Annotated in this window: 19 protein-coding genes; all 19 read right to left on the bottom strand. The window is 30.8% G+C overall.

Annotated features, from left to right (window positions below):
* Position 1 precedes the first annotated feature (1 nt).
* Complete coding sequence (locus M4I23_RS02475; protein ID WP_249753323.1) at positions 2-1,333, bottom strand: O-antigen polymerase; 1,332 nt, start codon at positions 1,331-1,333, stop codon at positions 2-4.
* Positions 1,320-2,072, bottom strand: coding sequence for a hypothetical protein (locus M4I23_RS02470; protein WP_249753322.1), 753 nt, complete (start codon positions 2,070-2,072; stop codon positions 1,320-1,322). The genes M4I23_RS02475 and M4I23_RS02470 overlap by 14 nt, the downstream gene beginning before the upstream one ends.
* A 6-nt stretch (positions 2,073-2,078) precedes the next feature.
* Complete coding sequence (locus M4I23_RS02465) at positions 2,079-3,392, bottom strand: hypothetical protein (protein WP_249753321.1); 1,314 nt, start codon at positions 3,390-3,392, stop codon at positions 2,079-2,081.
* Between the two features lie 7 nt (positions 3,393-3,399).
* Positions 3,400-4,410, bottom strand: a complete 1,011-nt coding sequence (gene pseI, locus M4I23_RS02460; protein WP_249753320.1) for a pseudaminic acid synthase — start codon at positions 4,408-4,410, stop codon at positions 3,400-3,402.
* A 1-nt stretch (position 4,411) separates the two neighbouring features.
* Complete coding sequence (locus M4I23_RS02455) at positions 4,412-5,416, bottom strand: hypothetical protein (protein ID WP_249753319.1); 1,005 nt, start codon at positions 5,414-5,416, stop codon at positions 4,412-4,414.
* Between the two features lie 5 nt (positions 5,417-5,421).
* Positions 5,422-6,078 (bottom strand): acetyltransferase, encoded by a 657-nt coding sequence (locus M4I23_RS02450; protein WP_249753318.1) that lies wholly within the window; start codon positions 6,076-6,078, stop codon positions 5,422-5,424.
* Positions 6,078-6,962, bottom strand: a complete 885-nt coding sequence (locus M4I23_RS02445; protein WP_249753317.1) for a CoA ester lyase — start codon at positions 6,960-6,962, stop codon at positions 6,078-6,080. The genes M4I23_RS02450 and M4I23_RS02445 overlap by 1 nt, the downstream gene beginning before the upstream one ends.
* A gap of 4 nt (positions 6,963-6,966) precedes the next feature.
* Positions 6,967-7,422 carry a MaoC family dehydratase gene (locus M4I23_RS02440; protein ID WP_249753316.1) on the bottom strand — a complete coding sequence of 152 codons (456 nt, stop codon included), beginning with the start codon at positions 7,420-7,422 and terminating at the stop codon, positions 6,967-6,969.
* 1 nt (position 7,423) lies between these two features.
* Positions 7,424-8,245, bottom strand: coding sequence for an aldolase/citrate lyase family protein (locus M4I23_RS02435; RefSeq protein WP_262922210.1), 822 nt, complete (start codon positions 8,243-8,245; stop codon positions 7,424-7,426).
* Complete coding sequence (gene pseF, locus M4I23_RS02430; protein WP_249753314.1) at positions 8,246-8,914, bottom strand: pseudaminic acid cytidylyltransferase; 669 nt, start codon at positions 8,912-8,914, stop codon at positions 8,246-8,248.
* Positions 8,907-10,052 carry a UDP-4-amino-4,6-dideoxy-N-acetyl-beta-L-altrosamine transaminase gene (gene pseC, locus M4I23_RS02425; protein ID WP_249753313.1) on the bottom strand — a complete coding sequence of 382 codons (1,146 nt, stop codon included), beginning with the start codon at positions 10,050-10,052 and terminating at the stop codon, positions 8,907-8,909. Before pseC ends, pseF begins: the two co-directional genes overlap by 8 nt.
* Complete coding sequence (pseB, locus tag M4I23_RS02420) at positions 10,052-11,071, bottom strand: UDP-N-acetylglucosamine 4,6-dehydratase (inverting) (protein ID WP_249753312.1); 1,020 nt, start codon at positions 11,069-11,071, stop codon at positions 10,052-10,054. Before pseB ends, pseC begins: the two co-directional genes overlap by 1 nt.
* Before the next feature lie 620 nt (positions 11,072-11,691).
* Positions 11,692-12,237, bottom strand: coding sequence for a dTDP-4-dehydrorhamnose 3,5-epimerase (gene rfbC, locus M4I23_RS02415; protein ID WP_249753311.1), 546 nt, complete (start codon positions 12,235-12,237; stop codon positions 11,692-11,694).
* Positions 12,237-13,103, bottom strand: coding sequence for a glucose-1-phosphate thymidylyltransferase RfbA (rfbA, locus tag M4I23_RS02410; protein ID WP_249753310.1), 867 nt, complete (start codon positions 13,101-13,103; stop codon positions 12,237-12,239). The genes rfbC and rfbA overlap by 1 nt, the downstream gene beginning before the upstream one ends.
* A gap of 13 nt (positions 13,104-13,116) precedes the next feature.
* Complete coding sequence (rfbB, locus tag M4I23_RS02405; protein ID WP_249753309.1) at positions 13,117-14,160, bottom strand: dTDP-glucose 4,6-dehydratase; 1,044 nt, start codon at positions 14,158-14,160, stop codon at positions 13,117-13,119.
* 10 nt (positions 14,161-14,170) lie between these two features.
* Entirely contained in the window at positions 14,171-15,238 is a 1,068-nt protein-coding gene (locus M4I23_RS02400) for a hypothetical protein (protein ID WP_249753308.1), read from the bottom strand.
* A 4-nt stretch (positions 15,239-15,242) separates the two neighbouring features.
* Positions 15,243-16,934 carry a hypothetical protein gene (locus tag M4I23_RS02395; protein ID WP_249753307.1) on the bottom strand — a complete coding sequence of 564 codons (1,692 nt, stop codon included), beginning with the start codon at positions 16,932-16,934 and terminating at the stop codon, positions 15,243-15,245.
* A gap of 46 nt (positions 16,935-16,980) precedes the next feature.
* A complete protein-coding gene (locus M4I23_RS02390) occupies positions 16,981-18,465 on the bottom strand; it encodes a GH3 auxin-responsive promoter family protein (RefSeq protein WP_249753306.1) in 1,485 nt (494 codons plus the stop codon).
* Between the two features lie 2 nt (positions 18,466-18,467).
* Positions 18,468-19,313: a S9 family peptidase gene (locus M4I23_RS02385; RefSeq protein ID WP_249753305.1), complete on the bottom strand. Its 846-nt coding sequence runs from the start codon at positions 19,311-19,313 to the stop codon at positions 18,468-18,470.
* Positions 19,314-19,360: the final 47 nt, after the last annotated feature.

The raw sequence follows: 19,360 nt of genomic DNA, 5'->3' as shown, positions 1-19,360 counted from the left end.
TTTAATTTTTTAATTTCAAAACAAGATTATTAGGCCAAAATTTGAAAAACAAAAGACTCGTTAAAAAAGCAAAAAGATAATATGAAGAAGACCCTAGAAGAAAATTGATAAAAGCTGATGTTACAATAATAGTTGCTAAATAACAATAAAAAACTACATATTCAGTATTCCCTCTTTTAGCATATACATAAATCCTTTTAACAAACCTACCCCAGAAAAATATCAAAACCACTCCAAACATACCAAAATCAATATAAAAAGGTCCCCAAAAAGTTTGATATACTGCTTTTCTTTCTACAATACCATTTAGCTCTTTTGCCGACTTTAATGGAATACCAAAGCTTCTAAAAAATTTAAAAAACACATTAAATTCATATTGGCCATAATAATAGCCTGTAGTACTTTCTAAGTGATTAACTAGACGCACATACTCAATCATGCCATGTGCAAAATAATGCTTTAAGCTATATAACCCAACCATTTTTGCCTTTTCATCTTCGGACGCTCTTAAGTACTCCGTTTTAAAATCTTTATCAAATTTTACCCATTGATAATTTTTTTGCTCCCAAACTTGAAGCGTTGTATTTCCATAGCCATACCGTGTTACTCTTTTATTTATAACATCTATGGAATACGAAACAAATAAAATACCTAGTATTAAAACTGGAATAATTATGGTTTTTTTTAATATAAACCGAGGAAAACTAAATAATTTTATTTTCGAAAAATTAACATTAAAAAATAGTGTTTTAGTGTTTTTATTAAAGCTAGCAAGTGCAACAAATAATAGCGTAGAGCCTAATAATGCCAAGATAGTTCTTCCTCCCATGAAAATAGTTTCTATCATCGGATAAAAACCAAACAAACAAATAACAATTAAAAATAATTTATTAAAAATTTTATAATTATAAATAGCCATTAACATTGCCACATAAGCAAAAGGAAATAGCATAGAAGCAAGAACACCAACTCCTCCTCCTGATAGTTCTTTACCCATGTTTTCTATTCGTTGTTCGAAAATATCTTCTGCAACAAAAATTCCAGATTTAAAAAAGCCTACATAAATTTTAAGTAATACTCCAATACAACCAATTATAAAAAAGAAACCTATAACTTGCTTAAGCTTCTTATTAGATGAATAATTTATACTCTTTATTGACACTCCTCTTAATGATAAAACTCCTAGAATAAAGCACACTATATACAATAGCAATGTTAAAACAGGAAAAAAAGCACTACCGCTATATAAATATACTACAGGGATTTGTGCAAAAATAAAACTCCAAATAACTAGAGATATTAACAATAATTTTATTGGGCTAGGAACTACCATTTTCTTTTTTAGTGTAAACTTGTTCAATTAATCCTGGATCTTCTACTTTATTCAGTTTATTTGTTATTTTTTCCAAATTATTATCAATAAACCTCAAAGTTTGACCAACATACATTCCTGGTGCTATTAAATTTTTAGAAATTGTACTGCCCCCTCCAACATGTACCGCATTATTAACACTAACTCCAGGATTAAAAATACATCCAGAGCCAATATAAACATTATTACCTATTTTTATTTTACCATCTATTCTAATTCTATCTTTTCCCGTTTCTGCATGATAATAACCATGCGTCCACATTTGAGACCTAATGCCTGCAAGAATTGAAAAATCACCAAAAAGAATAGATTGTGTTACGTCTAAATGATGCCCAGTTGTTACTTTAGTTAATTCTCCTAGTTTTAAAATACTTTCACCATAAGTTAAACCTATAGCACCTCTTGTAATATAATTTTTATTACCTATAGCTGCTCTTGTTAATAATTGCAGTGCAAAAGGGCCTTTTAAAATATTTAAATAACCTATCCTAGCATTATTGCTTAATTCAATTTTTGTATTTAAAATTAAATTTAAGTGTCCTATTTTGACATCATCTCCAAGACATAAAGACCGCACTCTAATTAAAGAAAATCCAATTTTACTACGCTTACCTATTTTATGCCCTAAAAGCCTTAAAACAGACCTTAAAACGACGCTAGGTAAAAGCAAACAAGCAATTAATGTAATTATTTTTTTCAAACTATTCTAGTTATTAATAACATGTTTAAAAGCACTCAGTATATCCGTTAAATTTTTTTCCGAGAAACACCCCGCAAAACTGAATGGGTCAGATACCCGACCTTCATAACTCGTTTTATTTAATCGATTTAAATATGCTATTTTTTTAGTATTATCAATTTTTGGAAACTGTTTTTGCTGTATTAGTTTAATGATTGGTATTATCTGATCCAAATTATCAATAAACTTACAGTTTTCTTGTTCGTTATTTAATGTTTTAACCAATGTTATTACCGGGATGTTAGATAATATACTCTCAATCGCAATAGTTCCTGTAACAGTAACTACTAGGTCTAAATCTACCAAAATATCATCCATTTTAACAGCATGTTGTAACGCAATAATATCTGAGTTATTTTGTACATAATCTACTAAATCCTTCGACAACTCATATTTAGATTTAGGATTAGGTTTAACTACTAATTTCACGTTTTCTGGAAGCCTATTACAAATATCTCCAATTAATTGTAATTGGTTTCTATATTTGAGTCCCCAAACATCTATATTGGCCTCTGGTTGCATTTGTAAAGGGTAAAGAATAATAAAGTTATTACCTTTATTAATTTTCTCTTCTGCAAAATTATCCCAATCAATAATATTTTTTTGTTTTATTTTTTCTCTATTATATTTTACAATTGGATTTGGTGTATTATAAGAATCCCCCCCAATAAAGGATTTCACTTTTCGTATCTTATCTTTAATACCCTTTAGTTTAGGAGCCTTTATAACATTCATGTAATCTGGCTTTGCAGATCTATCAACAATATTATTAATAATAGTTAGTGCTTCTGTTTCACTTAAATCTTCATTACTTCCTTTATAAGGCTCGAGTGTGTTATACTTATAAAACGCAAATCTATTTTTTGGATATCTGCAAGATGAAGGGTGTAAATATAAAACACCTTTCTTTTTACAATTATTTATAGTTAATAGCTCATGAAATGCTGTCGATTCTCCAAACACAAAATCAGGTTTACAGGAATCTAAAACCTCTTCTATTTTTTTATTATAATAATAAAAATAACTAGTCCCCTTCTTTTTAAAAAAATTTTGCATTCTATCAGATGCTATAACATTTTCAACATCTTGACTAACTTTGTAACTTTTTATTAAATCTTCTTTTTTTGGAAATGGGATCTCAAAAAAACTAAAGTCGCTTTTAGGCGTATAATCTTTATTTTGAATTAAAAAAAAAACATGATGCCCCTCCTTTTTAAGCAAGTTAGCTACAGCTTCAAAAGTATAGGTCTTATATCTGTTTTCTATAAATAAAATATTCATTATATTATTAACTAATTAAATTAAAGCTTAATGGGGTTCCTTTTTTCACGTCTTGAGTAAATGTTTTATTCAAAACAACGGTGTAATGTTTTGGGTGTAATCCTGCTGCTGGTCTTACAGATTTTATGTTATCAGCTGTTATTTTATCTCCTTTTTTAACATCTGTAGAAACAAATAACGAGCGTCTTCTTAGTTTATTCCTATCTGTTAAATTATAAGTTATTTTTCCTAGGGCTTGCTGTGCATCTCTTGCCGATTTTACCATATCCGCAAATTCATGTGGTTCCATCGAAAAAGCAGCATCTATCCCTCCTTTATCTCTATCTAAAACAAAATGCTTTTCTATAACTGTTGCTCCTAAAGCTACCGCTACAACCGGCACTGTACTTCCAAAACTATGATCAGACAATCCTATTTTAACATTAAACGTATCTCTTAGGTTTGGTATTGTTAAAAGGTTTGCCATATCTGGCGTTGCTGGATACTCCGATGTGCATTTTAACAATGTTACATCATTGTTTCCTGCTTTTTTACAAGTACTCACAGCTAATTCAATATCGGAGAGACTTGCCATACCTGTAGACATAATCATTGGTTTGCCTTTTGAAGCGACATACTCTATTAAAGGAATATCTGTAATTTCTGGCGATGCTATTTTATATAAACTAACATTTAAGCTTTCCAAAAAATCGACACCTTCTTTATCAAAAGGTGATGAAAAGAATACTAATCCCAAAGATTCTGCATGCTCTTTAATTTTTGCATGCCACTCGTATGGTAAGCTCCCTTCTGTAAACAATTCATAAAGAGTTTTTCCTTTCCATAAACCGTCTTTTCTAGGTCCAAAAAACTCATTATCCACGTCTAATGTTAAAGAATCTGCAGTATAGGTCTGTATTTTAACAGCGTTAGCTCCAGTTTTTGCAATTGCATCAATGGTTTTAAGTGCTAGATTTAAATCGTTATTATGGTTAGCTGAAAGTTCTGCTATTATAAATAATTCTTCCGAATTTTTCATTTTATATGGTTTCAATAATTTTTACTATTCTCTCTATTCCTTTTAAATCTAAAATTTGTTTAGATTTTTCGCTTAACTTTTGACTTATAGTTAAGTTTGATGCAAATTTACGTATTGTTTGGTTCAATACCTCTTTGGTTAATAAATCTATTAAACCTAAATGATAAATTGAGTTTGTTTTTTCTGCTAATATTTTTGAAGCATTTGCGTTTGCTTCTTGGTGGCCAATACTTATAATTGGCATTCCTAGTGCCATAAATTCATACGTGCTAACTCCAAAAGCAGCAATTAAAACATCATTTTTATTAATACTATTTACATTATAAGGCAAAAAACTTACATTGTTAGCATACCTTTTTGGTATACTTTCTTGGTGCATATAATTATCTCCGTAATAAAAATTAAACGTTAATGTATCCCATTCTTTATAATCTATTAACTCAAAAATTGAAAGCATTACGTTTTTAGGGTCGCTACCTCCGCATATAATCCCTATGTTTTTTAAGCTATTATTGGAGCTTATTTGCTTTGTAGTTAATTTACTGATTTTTGAATTAAAAGTGAAATATTCTAATCCTTGAAAAATTTTTGTGCTTTTTGTACTAAATTTTTTAAAAAAAGGTTTTTCTTGATGTATTGATGGTAAAATAAAAACATCTGCTAAATGCCTTGATTTGCTTATGTTTTGGTAAAACACAACTTTGGTTTTATCTTTTAATTTTTTTATAGATGCACTATCAAATTCTATAATACCATCTATGTAGAGTATTGTATAATTTTCTTTTAAACAAATATCAAACATATTGTTATTTGCATTACTACTATCTAATTCAATATGTTTGAATTCAAAATCTGAAATAGCATCCCAAAAGTTAGATTTTTCATGAACAAATGTCACCAAATACGCTTTGTCTTTTAATGCTAAAGCAAGATTATAACTTCTGTAAAAATGACCTAAACCGACTTTTCCACCGGCATCCACTCTAAAAAGTATTTTCTTATCCAAAAGTTTTATTTTGTTGTCCCAATTACTCTTGCTGGACTACCTACAACTTTTGCATAGTCTTCTACATTTTTTAAAACTACTGCCCCAATTCCTGTTATAGACCATTTACCTAATGTTACATACTCTAATGTGGTTGCGTTAGTACCTAGATACGCTCCTTCTTTTAAGTGCACATCTGCTCCTATACATGCGTTATTTGCTACGTAACTATAGTCGTCTAAAGTTGATCCATGCCCTATTAAAGATTGTGCAAATATGTGAATATAGTTACCTATAATAGTATTTGGTCCTACAGACACAAATGGTTGTATACAAACTCCGTATCCAATTTTTGCTGTTTTAGCAACAACTGCTGTTGGATGTATTATGGTTGCAAACCTATTTGTAGGTATTTCTAAATCTTGTAATTTATATAAAAATTTATGGTTTAATTTTACAGATATTAGGCTATAAAAAAAGTAAACGTCTGGATCGTTTAAATATTTGTTTACTGTTTCTTTATCTATTGCACCTAAAACAGGATATCCGTTAATTGAATCTTTTTCTTTATCGTTTAAAAAACCTAAAATTTCCCATTCTGGTTTAACATCATTAATATCTTCTACTGTTGATTGTACTACTGTTCCGTTTCCGTAACCTCCTATAATGATTAGTTTTTTCATTATTTCTTTTTATTAACTAGCTCGTTTTTTAATAATATTTTTTTTGCTTTTGCTACAAAAGGGGGACCAATAAATTTTCCGTTAATTATTGCAACTCCTTTTCCTTCTTGTTTAGCCTCATCGTCATATTTTAAAATATCTTGAGAGTGCTTTACTTGTTCTTCTGTTGGCGAGTAGTATTTATGTACTAAATCTAATTCCATTGGGTTTAACACCAACATACCTTCAAATCCTAGTTTAATTGATAATTTAAGATTTTCTTCTAAATCTTCTAAATCTTTAACACGAACATGTACTGTATCTATTGGTATTACATTTTGTGCTCTTGCCCCCATAGCAATCAATGCTCTAGGTGTAAATAAGCTTTGGTGATCATTATCGTGAATTCCTCCTAAATCTGTTATAAAATCTTCAGAACCATAAGCAATAGCAATAACTCGTTTTGATGCTGAACATATGCTTTGAACATTCATTACGGCTGAAGCTGTTTCAATTAAAGGTATTATTTTGTAGGTTCCTATTTCTATTCCTTTTTCATACTCTATGGTTTCTAAAAGCTTGTCAAAAAAATAAATATCTTTTCCTGTTCTTGCTTTTGGATACATAAAACCATCTACTCCACTTATAGATAATTGAGTAACATCTTTTAGTAATTGCCCGCTTTCTCTATCGTTAATTCTTGGAAAAATATGTCTTCCTTTAAATTTTCCTTCTTGAATATATTTTATGGCTTTATCTCTTGCAACCTGTTTATTTTCTAAAGGTTGCACAGAATCTTCTATATCAAGCAGTAAAATATCTGCATCTATTTTTGCTGCACTTGCCATAAGTTTCTCGCTATGTGCAGGAACAAACATTAAACTCCTCATTAACATTTTGTCCATAATTTTACTTTTTAGGAATTAAAACTTTTCTTCTAAAACTAAGGACTGGTTCGTTATTCTGGTTATATCCTACTGTTTCAACGTATACGATCCCTCTGTTTTTATTAGATTTGGTTTCCCATTTATCTAATACTTCAGTTTTTGCATAAATGGTATCATTTATAAAAACTGGCCCTAAATGTTTTATAGCTTCGTATTCTAAATTAGCAACTGCTTTTCCACTAATATCTGGCACTGTCATACCTACTACAAGACTAAATACCAATGTTCCAACTACAAGTATTTGTTTGTGTTGATGATCTTTCACAAAATCTAAATTGGTATGAACAGGATGATGGTTCATTGTTAATAGGCTAAAAAGATTGTTATCACTTTCAAAAATGGTTTTTGATGTGCTGTGTTGTACAACTTCTCCTACTATAAAATCTTCAAAATAATGACCTAATTCAAACGCTTTCATATTATTTTTTATAGTTTTTTAAAATCTGTTTTGCTCTATTTATGTGTGGCTGTTCAATAATTTTACCATCAATAACTATTGGATTAAACTCCTTTTTATTTTCTAATTTAGACAGTTCTTCTTCTATTTTTAAGGCCTGTTTATATTCCTCTTCAGAATAAAACTGAATACTATTAATTATTTTCAACTGTTTTGGATGAATAATAAATTTAGCATCATACCCTTTATTAAATCCATCTACTACTTCTTTTTTAAAACTTTCATCATCATTTATATCCATTGAAGCTATGTCTATTGAATTTAAATTGCATGATTTAGCTAAATATAAAATATTTTGTCTTACAACTTCAAGATTTTTTAATGTATGTTTTCCTCCGACTACGGACATAAAATCATGACTTCCTAAACCAATACCTGTTAATTTATTAGAATATTTAAAAATAGTTGATTGTAATTGTAAGTAAAATTTTGGGGTTTCTACCAATAGTATTATTTCCAAAACATCTGTTTTAAGTTGTTTTAAAACGTCTTCTAGTTGATTAGTAGAGCTTATTTTTGGAAACACAAACTTTGTGAATCCTTGTTTAATAAATTTATGTATTAATGTTAAATTTAATTCGTCTGCTTTACTTAAAGCATGTAACGGCACTCTTAAATAATAATCTTTAGCATTTTCTAAGTTATCTAATTCTAAAAAAAAATCGTTTCTTTGAGAGGCTTTTATAGCGTCTTCAAAATCTATAATAAACGTATTTATTTTTAATTTACTTAGTTCCTGAATCTTATTCATTTTTGAAGCGGGTACAAAAAAATAGGATTCCATTTATTGATTATTTAGTTTATATTTTAATTCTGCCATCTGCCAATCTTCTAACGTATCTATATCTTGAGCTTGCATTTCTGCAATCTCAAAAGCATATCTATTAGTTCCTTTTAATCCAAGTTCAAACCTCATCCAATAAAACATTCCAGAATCAAAAAACGCTGGTTCTAAATCTTGAGACCTTGTACTTGCGTGTTCTTTATTAATAAACGAAACTTTACCCTCATCCAGTTTAAAAGCTCTTTGAATTGGGTAAGCAAACCTTACTACCGGCCGAACAGAGTCGGCATTGTTTTCCTCCAAATTGGTATATCCTTTTTTTATAATATCTGGTGTTATTAAAGGAGCTGTTGCTAAAATACAGCAGATTGAATCAAACACTATTTTATTACTAATGTATTGATTTTTCACCTCTTCTATTACATCTGCTAATGTTGCAAAATCATCAGAATTTTTTTGAGATCTTAATACTATTTTAGCACCATATTGTTCTGCAACATTTGCTATTTCTGCATCGTCTGTAGAAACTATTACTTCATCAAAAAGGCCGCTTTTTAGTGCAGCCTCTATAGAATATGCAATAATAGGTTTGCCTAAAAAGTGTTTAATATTCTTTCTTGGTATGCGTTTACTTCCTCCCCTTGCAGGTATAATTGCTAAATTAGCCATTGATGTAATTTAATACTTTTTCCATTACAAAATTTTGCTCTTCGTTTGTTAAGCTCGGATACATTGGTAAGCTAATACATTTGGAATAGTAGTTTTCTGAGTTATTTAAACCGGCACTACCATACCCAATCTGTTTATAATAAGGTAATGTGTGTACAGGAATATAATGTATTTGTGCATAGATTTTATATGTTCTTAAAAAGTCATATAATCCTTTTCTGTCTTCAACTTCAATAACAAATAAGTGGTGCGCATTTAAATCTCCTTTTGATAGGCTTTGGCATTTTATTTTACCTTTAAATGCTTTCTTATAATTAGTAGCTATTTCGTTTCGCCTTTCTACACCTACTTTATTTTTTGCTAACTGTGTAATACCTAATGCAGATTGAATATCTGTAAGTCTGTAATTATACCCTAATTCTTGCATTTCGTAAAACCATCCTCCATGGTTTTCTGCCATGTTTTCTTTGGTTATTCCGTGTGTTCTGAGTGATGCTAGCTTTTTATATAGTTCTTCAGAATTTGTTGTTACCATTCCTCCTTCTCCACAAGCAATATGTTTTACTGGGTGAAAAGAAAATATGCCTATATCTGCATAATTACCATTACCACACATTTGCTTAACACCTTTAGAATCTGTAAAATATCCTCCAGGAGCATGACAAGCATCTTCAATAATCCATAAATCGTGTTTATTGGCAAGGTCTCTAAAGGCTTCTAGGTTTACAGGTAAGCCTGCAAAATCTACTGGAATTATTCCTTTAAAGAACCCTTTTGGTTTGCTTTCAATAAGTGTTTTGGTGCTTTCAAAAGACAGTACGTAAGAATCTGGGTCTATGTCTGCAAACCAAACCTCGCCTCCTGCATATCTTACACAGTTTGCTGATGCTGCAAAAGTTATTGGTGTTGTTATAACACGCTCACCTTCTTTTAAACCTAAGGCTAAAACAGCTAAATGCAACCCAGAGGTTGCATTGTTTACTGCTACTGCGTATTTTGCGCCAACGTATTCGGCAAACTTATCTTCAAACTCTTTAACCTTTGGTCCTTGAGTTAAAAAATCTGCTTTCAGCGTAGACACTACTGTATCAATATCATCTTGATCGATATGTTGCCTTCCGTACGGTATATCTTTCATTATGCTTCGAAATTAATGTCAACGTGTTGTTTTATTAGGCTTCTTAACGTTTCAACAGTTTCCCATTCTGTATTATCTCCCGAATTATAACTAAATCCTAATTCAACTTTTTCAGCTTTAAATTCACTAATATAATCATCTAATTTCCAAGAATGTGTTGCTGGTAAAATAGTATAATATTTCCCCAAATCATAAGTATAAAACGAGTCTGAAGGTGTAATCATTTCTTCGTGTACTTTTTCTCCGGGGCGGATACCCACAACAGGTTTATCACAATTTGGACCTATTGCATTTGCAACATCCATTATTTTGTATGATGGTATTTTAGGTACAAATAACTCACCTCCCCATGCATGTTCTAAAGCATGCATTACCATATCTACACCGCCTTGTAATGAGATATTAAAGCGGGTCATATTAGGGTCTGTTATAGGTAACTTATTTTCTACATTTTTCTTATTAATAAAAAATGGTATTACAGAACCATTAGACCCCATAACGTTTCCATAACGCACTACTGAAAATTGTATCGGTTTATCACCTTTAATATTATTGGCGGCTATAAACAACTTATCTGATGTTAGCTTCGTTGCTCCATACAAATTAATTGGAGCACAAGCCTTATCTGTTGAGAGAGCGACAACACGTTCTACTTTTGTTTGTAAACAAGCTTCTACAACATTTTCAGCTCCACCTATATTTGTTTTTATACACTCGTCTGGATTATATTCTGCAATATGCACATGTTTCATTGCTGCTGCATGAATAACATAATCAACACCTTGAAAAGCTCTAATTAATCGTTCCTTATCTCTAACATCCCCAATAAAATAACGTATTTGCGGATAATCCTTTGGGGAATATTCTTGAGCCATTTGAAATTGTTTTTGTTCATCTCTTGAATAAATAATTAATCTTCTCGTTTCTGGATATTTATTTAGGATATGAGACGTAAGCGCCTTCCCAAGAGAACCCGTTCCTCCTGTTATTAAAATAGATTTTCCCGTTAAATCAAACATTTCTTTTGTTAATTACAATTTTGTTAATATTTTAAAACTACTTAATTATTGAGAATAGAATACTTCTCAAAAAAACTAATATCACTTATACGCTTAAATCACCAAAATTGATTGTTTTGGTCGTTAGGCAAAAGTACGATATTTCTTTGTTTTTACTCTACAACAAAAAGGTTCTTTTGATAAAATAAGACTCTAAATATATTGAAAACAATTTTCTGTTTTGCAATTTTAACTTTCCATATTCATTGATTGAATTAGGTCAGTCTTCGCGTATATAGTCTATTTCTTTATCTCCATCAAATACATAATCTGTTGAAGTACAAATTGAAACCATACAAAATTATTTACAGACTTTATAAAGCCTCTTAACAACTTCTGCTTTTACCTCAAAAGCCACTTTTAGTATTTTTTCAGCTTGCTAAACATTAGTATATGCCGCACAACTAATACAGTACTCGCATTGTTCTGTTTTAAATATATTTTGTATTGAGTTAATACTTGCAATATCCAATTTCGATTTAGAGGTAAATATAAATTCAATACCTTAATTGTTGTTTAGATACAATTTTCTATCGTTTTACCTAATTGACTTGTAGACCTCAATACTAATACTCTAATAATTATTTGAATAAATCGTTAAAGGTTCGTAAAATCAAATCTTTTTCAGAAACAATAAGCTTTTCCTCTGGCATAACCCAATCAATATTTAATGTTGGATCATTAAAAAGAATACCTCCTTCTGAAGCTTTATTATAAAAATTATCGCATTTATACGAAAAAATCGCAGTATCACTTAAAACAACAAAACCATGTGCGAAACCACGAGGAATAAATAATTGCTTTTTATTTTCTTCTGTTAATTCAATTGAAAAATATTGACCGAATGTTACAGACTCTTTTCTTAAATCTACAGCTACGTCTAAAACACTTCCTTTAACAACACGAACCAGTTTAGCTTGTGCATATTCTCCTGTTTGATAATGTAAACCTCTTAATACCCCTTTAGATGAAAAGGACTCATTATCTTGAACAAAATTAACTTTTTGACCAATAAGCTCATTAAAAGTTGCTTCATTAAAACTTTCAAAAAAATAACCTCTATTATCCTTAAAGATATTGGGTTCTAAAACAAAACACCCCTTTAATTTAGTTTCTATAGCTTTCATTACTTATTGTACAATAAGCCTAACAAGTTTTTACCATATCCACTTTTTAATAATGGTTCTGCTAAGGCTTTAAATTCTTCTTTATTAATATACCCCATTTCGAAGGCAACACCTTCTATAGCGCCAATTTTTAACCCTTGACGTTCTTCAATCACTTCTACAAATTGTGATGCTTGCATAAGCGATTGAAAGGTTCCTGTATCTAACCAAGCGGTTCCTCTATCTAATATACTAACATTTAGTTTATCTTGCTCTAAATACGCTCTATTGATGTCTGTTATTTCTAATTCACCTCTATGGCTTGGTTTTATATTTTTCGCAATTTCTACAACAGAATTATCGTAAAAATAAATACCAGGAACAGCATAGTTCGATTTAGGGTGTTCTGGTTTTTCTTCTATTGAAATAGCATGCCCATTTTTATCGAATTCTACAACACCATAACGTTCAGGATCATGCACTCTATATGCATAAATAATACCACCATCAGGATCGTTATTAGCTTGTAATAACTGTGTTAATCCAGTGCCATAAAAAATATTATCACCTAGAATTAATGCCACTTTATCATTACCGATAAACTCTTCTCCTATTATAAAAGCTTCTGCTAAACCGTTTGGAGCATCTTGTACCGCATACTCAAACTTACAACCATACTTTTTACCATCACCTAGCAAATCTTTAAATAACGATAAATCTTTAGGTGTTGAAATAATTAAAACTTCATTAATACCAGCAAGCATTAATGTGGAAAGAGGATAATAAATCATAGGTTTATCATAAATAGGCATAAGTTGCTTACTTACCGATAATGTTAATGGGTGTAATCGCGTTCCTGAACCACCTGCTAATATTATTCCTTTCATATCTCCCTTATCTTTAGTTGTATTGTTTATTATAATAGGATTGGTAGGCTCCGCTTGTTACATTCTTCAACCAATCCTCATTACTCAAATACCATTTAATTGTTTTTTCTAAACCTTGCTCAAAAGTAACTGATGGTTTCCACCCTAATTCTTTATTTATTTTTGAAGCATCAATAGCGTATCTTAAATCGTGTCCTGGACGGTCTTTAACGTAGGTAATTAATTTTTCTGAAGTACCTTCCTCTCTATTCAGTTCAACATCCATTTGTTTGCACAAAAGTTTTACCAAATCGATATTCTTCCACTCATTAAAACCTCCTATATTGTATGTTTCTTTATTTATTCCTTTATGAAATACCAAATCGATAGCAGTAGCATGATCTTTAACATACAACCAATCTCTAGTATAATTACCATCTCCATAAACCGGTAATGGTTTGTTTTTAATAATATTATTAATGAATAAAGGAATTAATTTTTCTGGAAACTGATTTTGACCATAGTTATTTGAACAATTTGTGATAACATAAGGCATATCATAGGTTTCACCATACGCTCTAACAAAGTGATCGGAACTTGCTTTTGATGCCGAATAAGGCGAATTTGGATTATAAGAAGTTGATTCTGTAAACAACCCCGTTTCTCCTAATGTTCCATAAACTTCATCTGTACTTACGTGATAAAAAAGTTTATTACTAAAGTCGGCTTTCCAACATAATTTAAAAGCATTCAAAAGATTCATGGTTCCAATAACATTGGTTCTAACAAATGCCAAAGGGTCTTTTATCGAACGGTCTACATGTGATTCGGCAGCCAAATGAATAACTTTATCGAATTTATACTTAGTAAAAAGATCGTTAACAACGACCTCATTAGTAATATCGGCTTTTATAAATGTATAATTATTACTAGACTCAATATCTTTAAGATTTTCTAAATTACCTGCATATGTTAATGCATCTAAATTAAAAATATGATAATCTGGATACTTTTTTACAAATAACCTAACTACATGAGACCCAATAAAACCCGCTCCGCCAGTAATTAAAATAGTCATTTAATTAGTTTTACTTGTTACTTTCCTTATCTAAATACTTACCTAACCCAATAATCATAAAAACCGAAAATGTTAATAAAAACATAACTAACGGTGCTAAAATTTTCATTTTATTGTACCAGTTTCTTATATCGTAACCTGTAGCCGGGAAATTAGCTAAGACGTTAATAACATTCTTTTGTTCAACCCTATTAGTATTAATCGTTCTCCGTTCTGCTTCTAAATCAAGACGTTTTTCAATGATTTTAGACTCATCCACAATTAAACTAGCAGATTCAGCATTACCCATATATAAGTTGGTTCCAGAACTCGAAACGCCTTCTTTATTAGATTCGTTAATTCTAATACTTAAATACTCTTTTACTAATGAGTCCGTTTTTTCTATCTGTATTAAAAGAGCATCATCTTGTTTATCTAAGTTATCAACATTAACCTTAAGAACTTCTTCTAAATAACTGTTGCTAGAAATTTCTTTTATAAAAGCTTTTTCAATTTTCTTATAAATTCTTTTATCCGTTGCCGCTACACCTATTTGATGTGTTTTAAAGTTATATGGTGTTAAAGATTCTTTATACCGATCATAAGTCATTTCTAATCTAGAAATAGAATCCAATTTTTTATAATAATTCGAGTATTCCTCTGCAATAATATTTTCATCCATATCAGGTTCAATATAAAAACCTTTTAAGGCAGAAGCCTCTTCTTCGGTAATATTTAACCTTTTAGAAAGCTCTACTACATCTTTATCTTTACCCGCTAATTGATTAAACTGCTTAATATTCTCATAAACTTGTCTCGCCGAATTAAAATTAGTTTCAATAAACATATTGGCCCCATAAGATTTATCAGACTTTGAATCCATTACAAAACCAATAATAAGACCTAAAATCACTGCTGACGCATACCAAATTTTTCTTTTATAAAAATGAGAAAGGATATTTATAAACAATTTAAATATCCCAATAAAAAACCCTCCAATAAAGTTAAATAATCTATCGAAAGCTTTGCCTATCAATTTAAATAACTGACCTAAATCTACCTCTTCAGATTGTTTTGGTTGTGGTAACTCTTTACTCATAATTTTAATTTAATATTTGTTCTAATATAGTTCTTGTAATTAAATATGTAGGTCTTACTCCAGAGGCTCCTAAACCTCCCGATGCTAATGTGCCTCCTGTTTCTAAAGGGTTATCACTCGCGTAATATGCATAACGCACTTTTACATCTCGGCTTATACTTCCTCTTACTTTCGATGCGGCTTGTATTGCTTTTTGGTAATGTGCACCTTCCATTTCTAAACCTATTACATTCCATGTAGAATTGTAAAAAAACTTTAAAATATCTTTATTTTGAAGCGATGTTCCTAAAACCGTAATCATAGCTCCGTCGTAAACATTTACACCCTTACCTTCTAAGTCTTCTCTTTTCAATTCGTTATCAAAAGGATAATTATCTGCAGTTCCTTCAAAAATATGTGCAGATGGTATCATAATATCACCTTTACCACCTTCTAGAATACCTGCCTTTCCCATAATCGATAAAGACTCTATATTTAAATGTACCTTTTCTTTTCCTTTTGGTTTATAAGGCTTTAATAATTCGTCTATAGTTTCATAAGCTTGCTCTCCAAAAGCATAGTCCATAACTATAATAACTGGTTTTTTATCTTGTAAAACAGCTTCAGATACCTGAATATCCAGTTTTGAAGTATCAATTTTACTCGTATCAAATATTTGGACATCAATATTAGCACCCGATGTATCTTTGATGTAAAACATCCCTTTTTGCAACGCTTCTTTAGAAATTTTATTGCGCAAGCTTTCGTTTTCTTTATGACTTAAAGATTCGTAAACATCGAATATATCTTTTTTAGCTACAATAGATTTTAAAGCATTTGGTGTAAAAAGCGTATTCATAACACTGTGCATGTTTGCACTAATAACATGGATCGGTCTTTCTAATAAATTATTTCTATGTAAGGTTTCTTTAATTGTATTCGACCATATTTCACCATGGATATGGTGACCTATACGCTCTCTTAAAACGGGACTAAAAGTAATAGTACGCTTATCGTTACCAATTAACTCTTCTATAGCTAATTTCCCTAACCAATATACAATATGTAACAATCGTTCAGGCTGTGAAGTTGTTGCAAAAGCATTATAAACAGATGTAATCTCTTTAAAGGTTCGCCCTAAAATATTTGCCGTATGCGATATAGCAACCTCACGCTCTTCTTTACTAAGTTTCTTTTTAGATAAAACAGTATTTTCAAGTTTTACCCAATCGCGAGTGGTTTCACCCTCTTCATTGGTTAGTACTCGCCTACTAATTTTATGAGACTCAACAAAAAGAAAAGTAAGGTGCGTTAAAATATCATAAATTTCCGAGCGTCCACGTGTAATTTCAATATTCATTTGCTCGTCATCGATTCGATAACAGTTACGACGTCTTTTTGGTGGAATTATAGATTCAAAATGCGAATCTCCATAACCCTCATCACTTGTTAAATTGATAAACATGCACTCTTCAATACCAATTGGTAATCTATCAATTACATAAAGTAAACCCTCTAATTCAGCTTTTTCGTCGCCAATAGAACCATAAATTTCAGGTCGCAACAACAACAAAGAACTCCTTAGCGTTTCACCAGAAATACCCATTGGTTTATAGAAACCTCGGTTAAATAAGTGTCGCATAGTAATGTATAGCCTTTCAATGGCGTTCGAGCTCTCTTGTGCTCTCGTTCTTTCGTGATGTTTTTTATTACTCATATTTTAATTTAGTGCGTCAAAGGTACTACTATTTTAATTAATTTTCTTACTGTAATAGGTCTACAATTTTCCTATCATTTGAAAGCCTCGGGATTTTATTTTGCCCACCTAATTTCCCAATAGATTTCATATAATTTTGGAAACCATCTTTTTCAACCTTTGTAATCTTTAATGGCTGCAACACTTTACCTTCAATTAAATCGAAATAATAGCTGTTTTGTTTCTGTAATGACTCATCTAATTTTTTCGCTAAAGCGGAAAGGTCTTCAGGGTTATTTTCAAATTCTACAAACCATTCATGATACGGCAATCCTTCCGAAGGACTAATTTGAGGCGCTACAGTAAATTCTGAAACTCTAATATCCGAATTAGCAGTAGCTTCCTGCATAGCTTGCTCTACCTCTTTCCCAATAACATGTTCGCCAAAGGCAGAAATAAAATGTTTTATACGCCCAGAAACAATAACACGATATGGTTTCGTTGATGTAAACTCAATAGTATCGCCAATATTATAAGCCCAAAGTCCTGCGTTAGATGAAATTATCATCACATAATTAACGCCAATTTCAACATCTTTTATGCTAATTCGTACTGGACTTTCATCAAAAAATTCGTCAGCTTTAATAAATTCGAAAAAAATACCCGAATTTAATTGAAGTAACATCCCTTTTTCATTCTGCTTATCTTGAAAGGCGAAAAAGCCCTCACTTGCCGGATACAGTTCAATACTATCTACTTTTCTTCCGATAAGGTTCTCAAATTTTGCGCGGTAAGGTTCGTAATTAACGCCTCCGAATATAAATAAATTAAAATTTTTAAAAATATCACCGACTTTCTTTCCTGTTTTCTCCTGAAGTTTCTCGAAATACATTTGTACCCAAGATGGAATTCCAGAAATGATAGTCATATCCTCAGGCAGTGTTTCTTCAACTATAGCATCCACCTTAGTTTCCCAATCGTCAATACAATTGGTCTTCAATGATGGTAAACGGTTTTTCTGAAGATATTTAGGTACATAATGCGCAACAATTCCTGAAAGCCGGCCTAATTGCACTCCATTTTGCTCCGTTAAAATAGGACTTCCTTGTAAAAAAATCATTTTACCATCAACAAACTTAGCATTACCTGTTTCGTGAATGTACATTAAAATAGCATTTCTAGCAGCTTCCACATGGCTAGGCATACTTTCTTTTGTAATAGGAATGTATTTTGATCCAGAAGTAGTTCCAGACGTTTTGGCAAAATAAAGAGGCTTGCCTACCCAAAGAATATCTTTTTCTCCAGCAACAACTTTTTCAACATACGGTTTTAAAGCTTCATAATCACGAACAGGCACACGCTTAATAAAATCAGCATAAGAGTTTATACTAATAAAATCATGATCTTTTCCAAATTCGGTTCCTGCTGCTTTTGCAATTAAATCTTGAAATACTTTTTCCTGAGTTTCCACAGGATTATTACTCCATTTTTGAATGGATTTAAAAATACGCTTTGCAAATGGTTTTGCTAATGCAGATTTTAATGAAAACATATTTATTTTGAATGCGTTTTAAACCAATTAATAATTAAACTATCACGTTCGTCAGCGAAATTTGATAACGTATGATTACCGCCTTCAAACAATTTATAGCTAAAATCTGTTTTACCAGAAATTTTAAGCGAATCTATAAGTTGTTTTGCTTCTTCAACCGCCACTCTATTATCATCTGTTCCATGCAAAATAAGTATTGGTTCATTTATTTCTTTATGCCAATATACGGCAGAACGCTTAAAATAAGCTTCTTTGTTTGTAATTGTATCTCCAAAAAGCGGCTTATAAACTTGATGATACATGCTTTCGCGGAATTTAATAGATTCAAATTTATTAGTAGGAGCTCCAACCACAGCAATACTGTTTATATTATCGGTTAATTTAGAAATTTGATAGGTATTCATACCTCCTCTTGAATAACCTAAAATATGAATATTTTTTTCATCAACAAAATCTAATTCCTTTGCAATTTCTATTAATTTTAAAATATCATTCAAATCTTTTCCGCCAAATTCATCAACACCTTCACTAGCCATGTTTCCACGTAATTGCGATCCCAAAACTACATAACCTTCTGCACTCAAATTCCCCATCATTCTTAACTGATAGCCATTTAACATCCCAAAACTTTGGTTACCTCCACGACAAAATATTATCGCTGGTAATTTTTCTGTTTTATTTTGGTTTGGCTTAACTATAAATCCTTCTATATTTAAGGTATCTACCAAATATTTTATTTTATAAAAATCGACAAAATCATTATTAAAAAAGTCAGTATTATTTAATAGATTTTGATAACTGATGGCTTCGTGAAATGATTCGTTTTTTGACCGTTTTATACAAGACATGACAATCAACGCTAAAACTAAAGAGTAAAACACTTGCCTAAAACCAA

This window comes from Algibacter sp. L4_22 (assembly GCF_023473045.1).
GTDB lineage: Bacteria > Bacteroidota > Bacteroidia > Flavobacteriales > Flavobacteriaceae > Algibacter.
This window is presented reverse-complemented; position numbering and strand designations above follow the sequence as displayed.

Excerpts from the sequence above, each read along its gene's own strand:
- M4I23_RS02450 (WP_249753318.1), bottom strand. The coding sequence starts at position 6,078 with ATGAAAAAACTAATCATTATAGGAGGTTACGGAAACGGAACAGTAGTA.
- M4I23_RS02390 (WP_249753306.1), bottom strand. The coding sequence starts at position 18,465 with ATGTTTTCATTAAAATCTGCATTAGCAAAACCATTTGCAAAGCGTATT.
- M4I23_RS02465 (WP_249753321.1), bottom strand. The coding sequence starts at position 3,392 with ATGAATATTTTATTTATAGAAAACAGATATAAGACCTATACTTTTGAA.
- M4I23_RS02435 (WP_262922210.1), bottom strand. The coding sequence starts at position 8,245 with ATGGAATCCTATTTTTTTGTACCCGCTTCAAAAATGAATAAGATTCAG.
- pseB (WP_249753312.1), bottom strand. The coding sequence starts at position 11,071 with ATGTTTGATTTAACGGGAAAATCTATTTTAATAACAGGAGGAACGGGT.
- M4I23_RS02440 (WP_249753316.1), bottom strand. The coding sequence starts at position 7,422 with ATGAAAGCGTTTGAATTAGGTCATTATTTTGAAGATTTTATAGTAGGA.
- rfbB (WP_249753309.1), bottom strand. The coding sequence starts at position 14,160 with ATGACTATTTTAATTACTGGCGGAGCGGGTTTTATTGGGTCTCATGTA.
- pseF (WP_249753314.1), bottom strand. The coding sequence starts at position 8,914 with ATGGCTAATTTAGCAATTATACCTGCAAGGGGAGGAAGTAAACGCATA.
- M4I23_RS02445 (WP_249753317.1), bottom strand. The coding sequence starts at position 6,962 with ATGGACAAAATGTTAATGAGGAGTTTAATGTTTGTTCCTGCACATAGC.
- pseI (WP_249753320.1), bottom strand. The coding sequence starts at position 4,410 with ATGAAAAATTCGGAAGAATTATTTATAATAGCAGAACTTTCAGCTAAC.
- M4I23_RS02385 (WP_249753305.1), bottom strand. The coding sequence starts at position 19,313 with ATGTCTTGTATAAAACGGTCAAAAAACGAATCATTTCACGAAGCCATC.
- M4I23_RS02395 (WP_249753307.1), bottom strand. The coding sequence starts at position 16,934 with ATGAGTAATAAAAAACATCACGAAAGAACGAGAGCACAAGAGAGCTCG.
- pseC (WP_249753313.1), bottom strand. The coding sequence starts at position 10,052 with ATGAAAGATATACCGTACGGAAGGCAACATATCGATCAAGATGATATT.
- M4I23_RS02400 (WP_249753308.1), bottom strand. The coding sequence starts at position 15,238 with ATGAGTAAAGAGTTACCACAACCAAAACAATCTGAAGAGGTAGATTTA.
- rfbC (WP_249753311.1), bottom strand. The coding sequence starts at position 12,237 with ATGAAAGCTATAGAAACTAAATTAAAGGGGTGTTTTGTTTTAGAACCC.
- M4I23_RS02475 (WP_249753323.1), bottom strand. The coding sequence starts at position 1,333 with ATGGTAGTTCCTAGCCCAATAAAATTATTGTTAATATCTCTAGTTATT.
- rfbA (WP_249753310.1), bottom strand. The coding sequence starts at position 13,103 with ATGAAAGGAATAATATTAGCAGGTGGTTCAGGAACGCGATTACACCCA.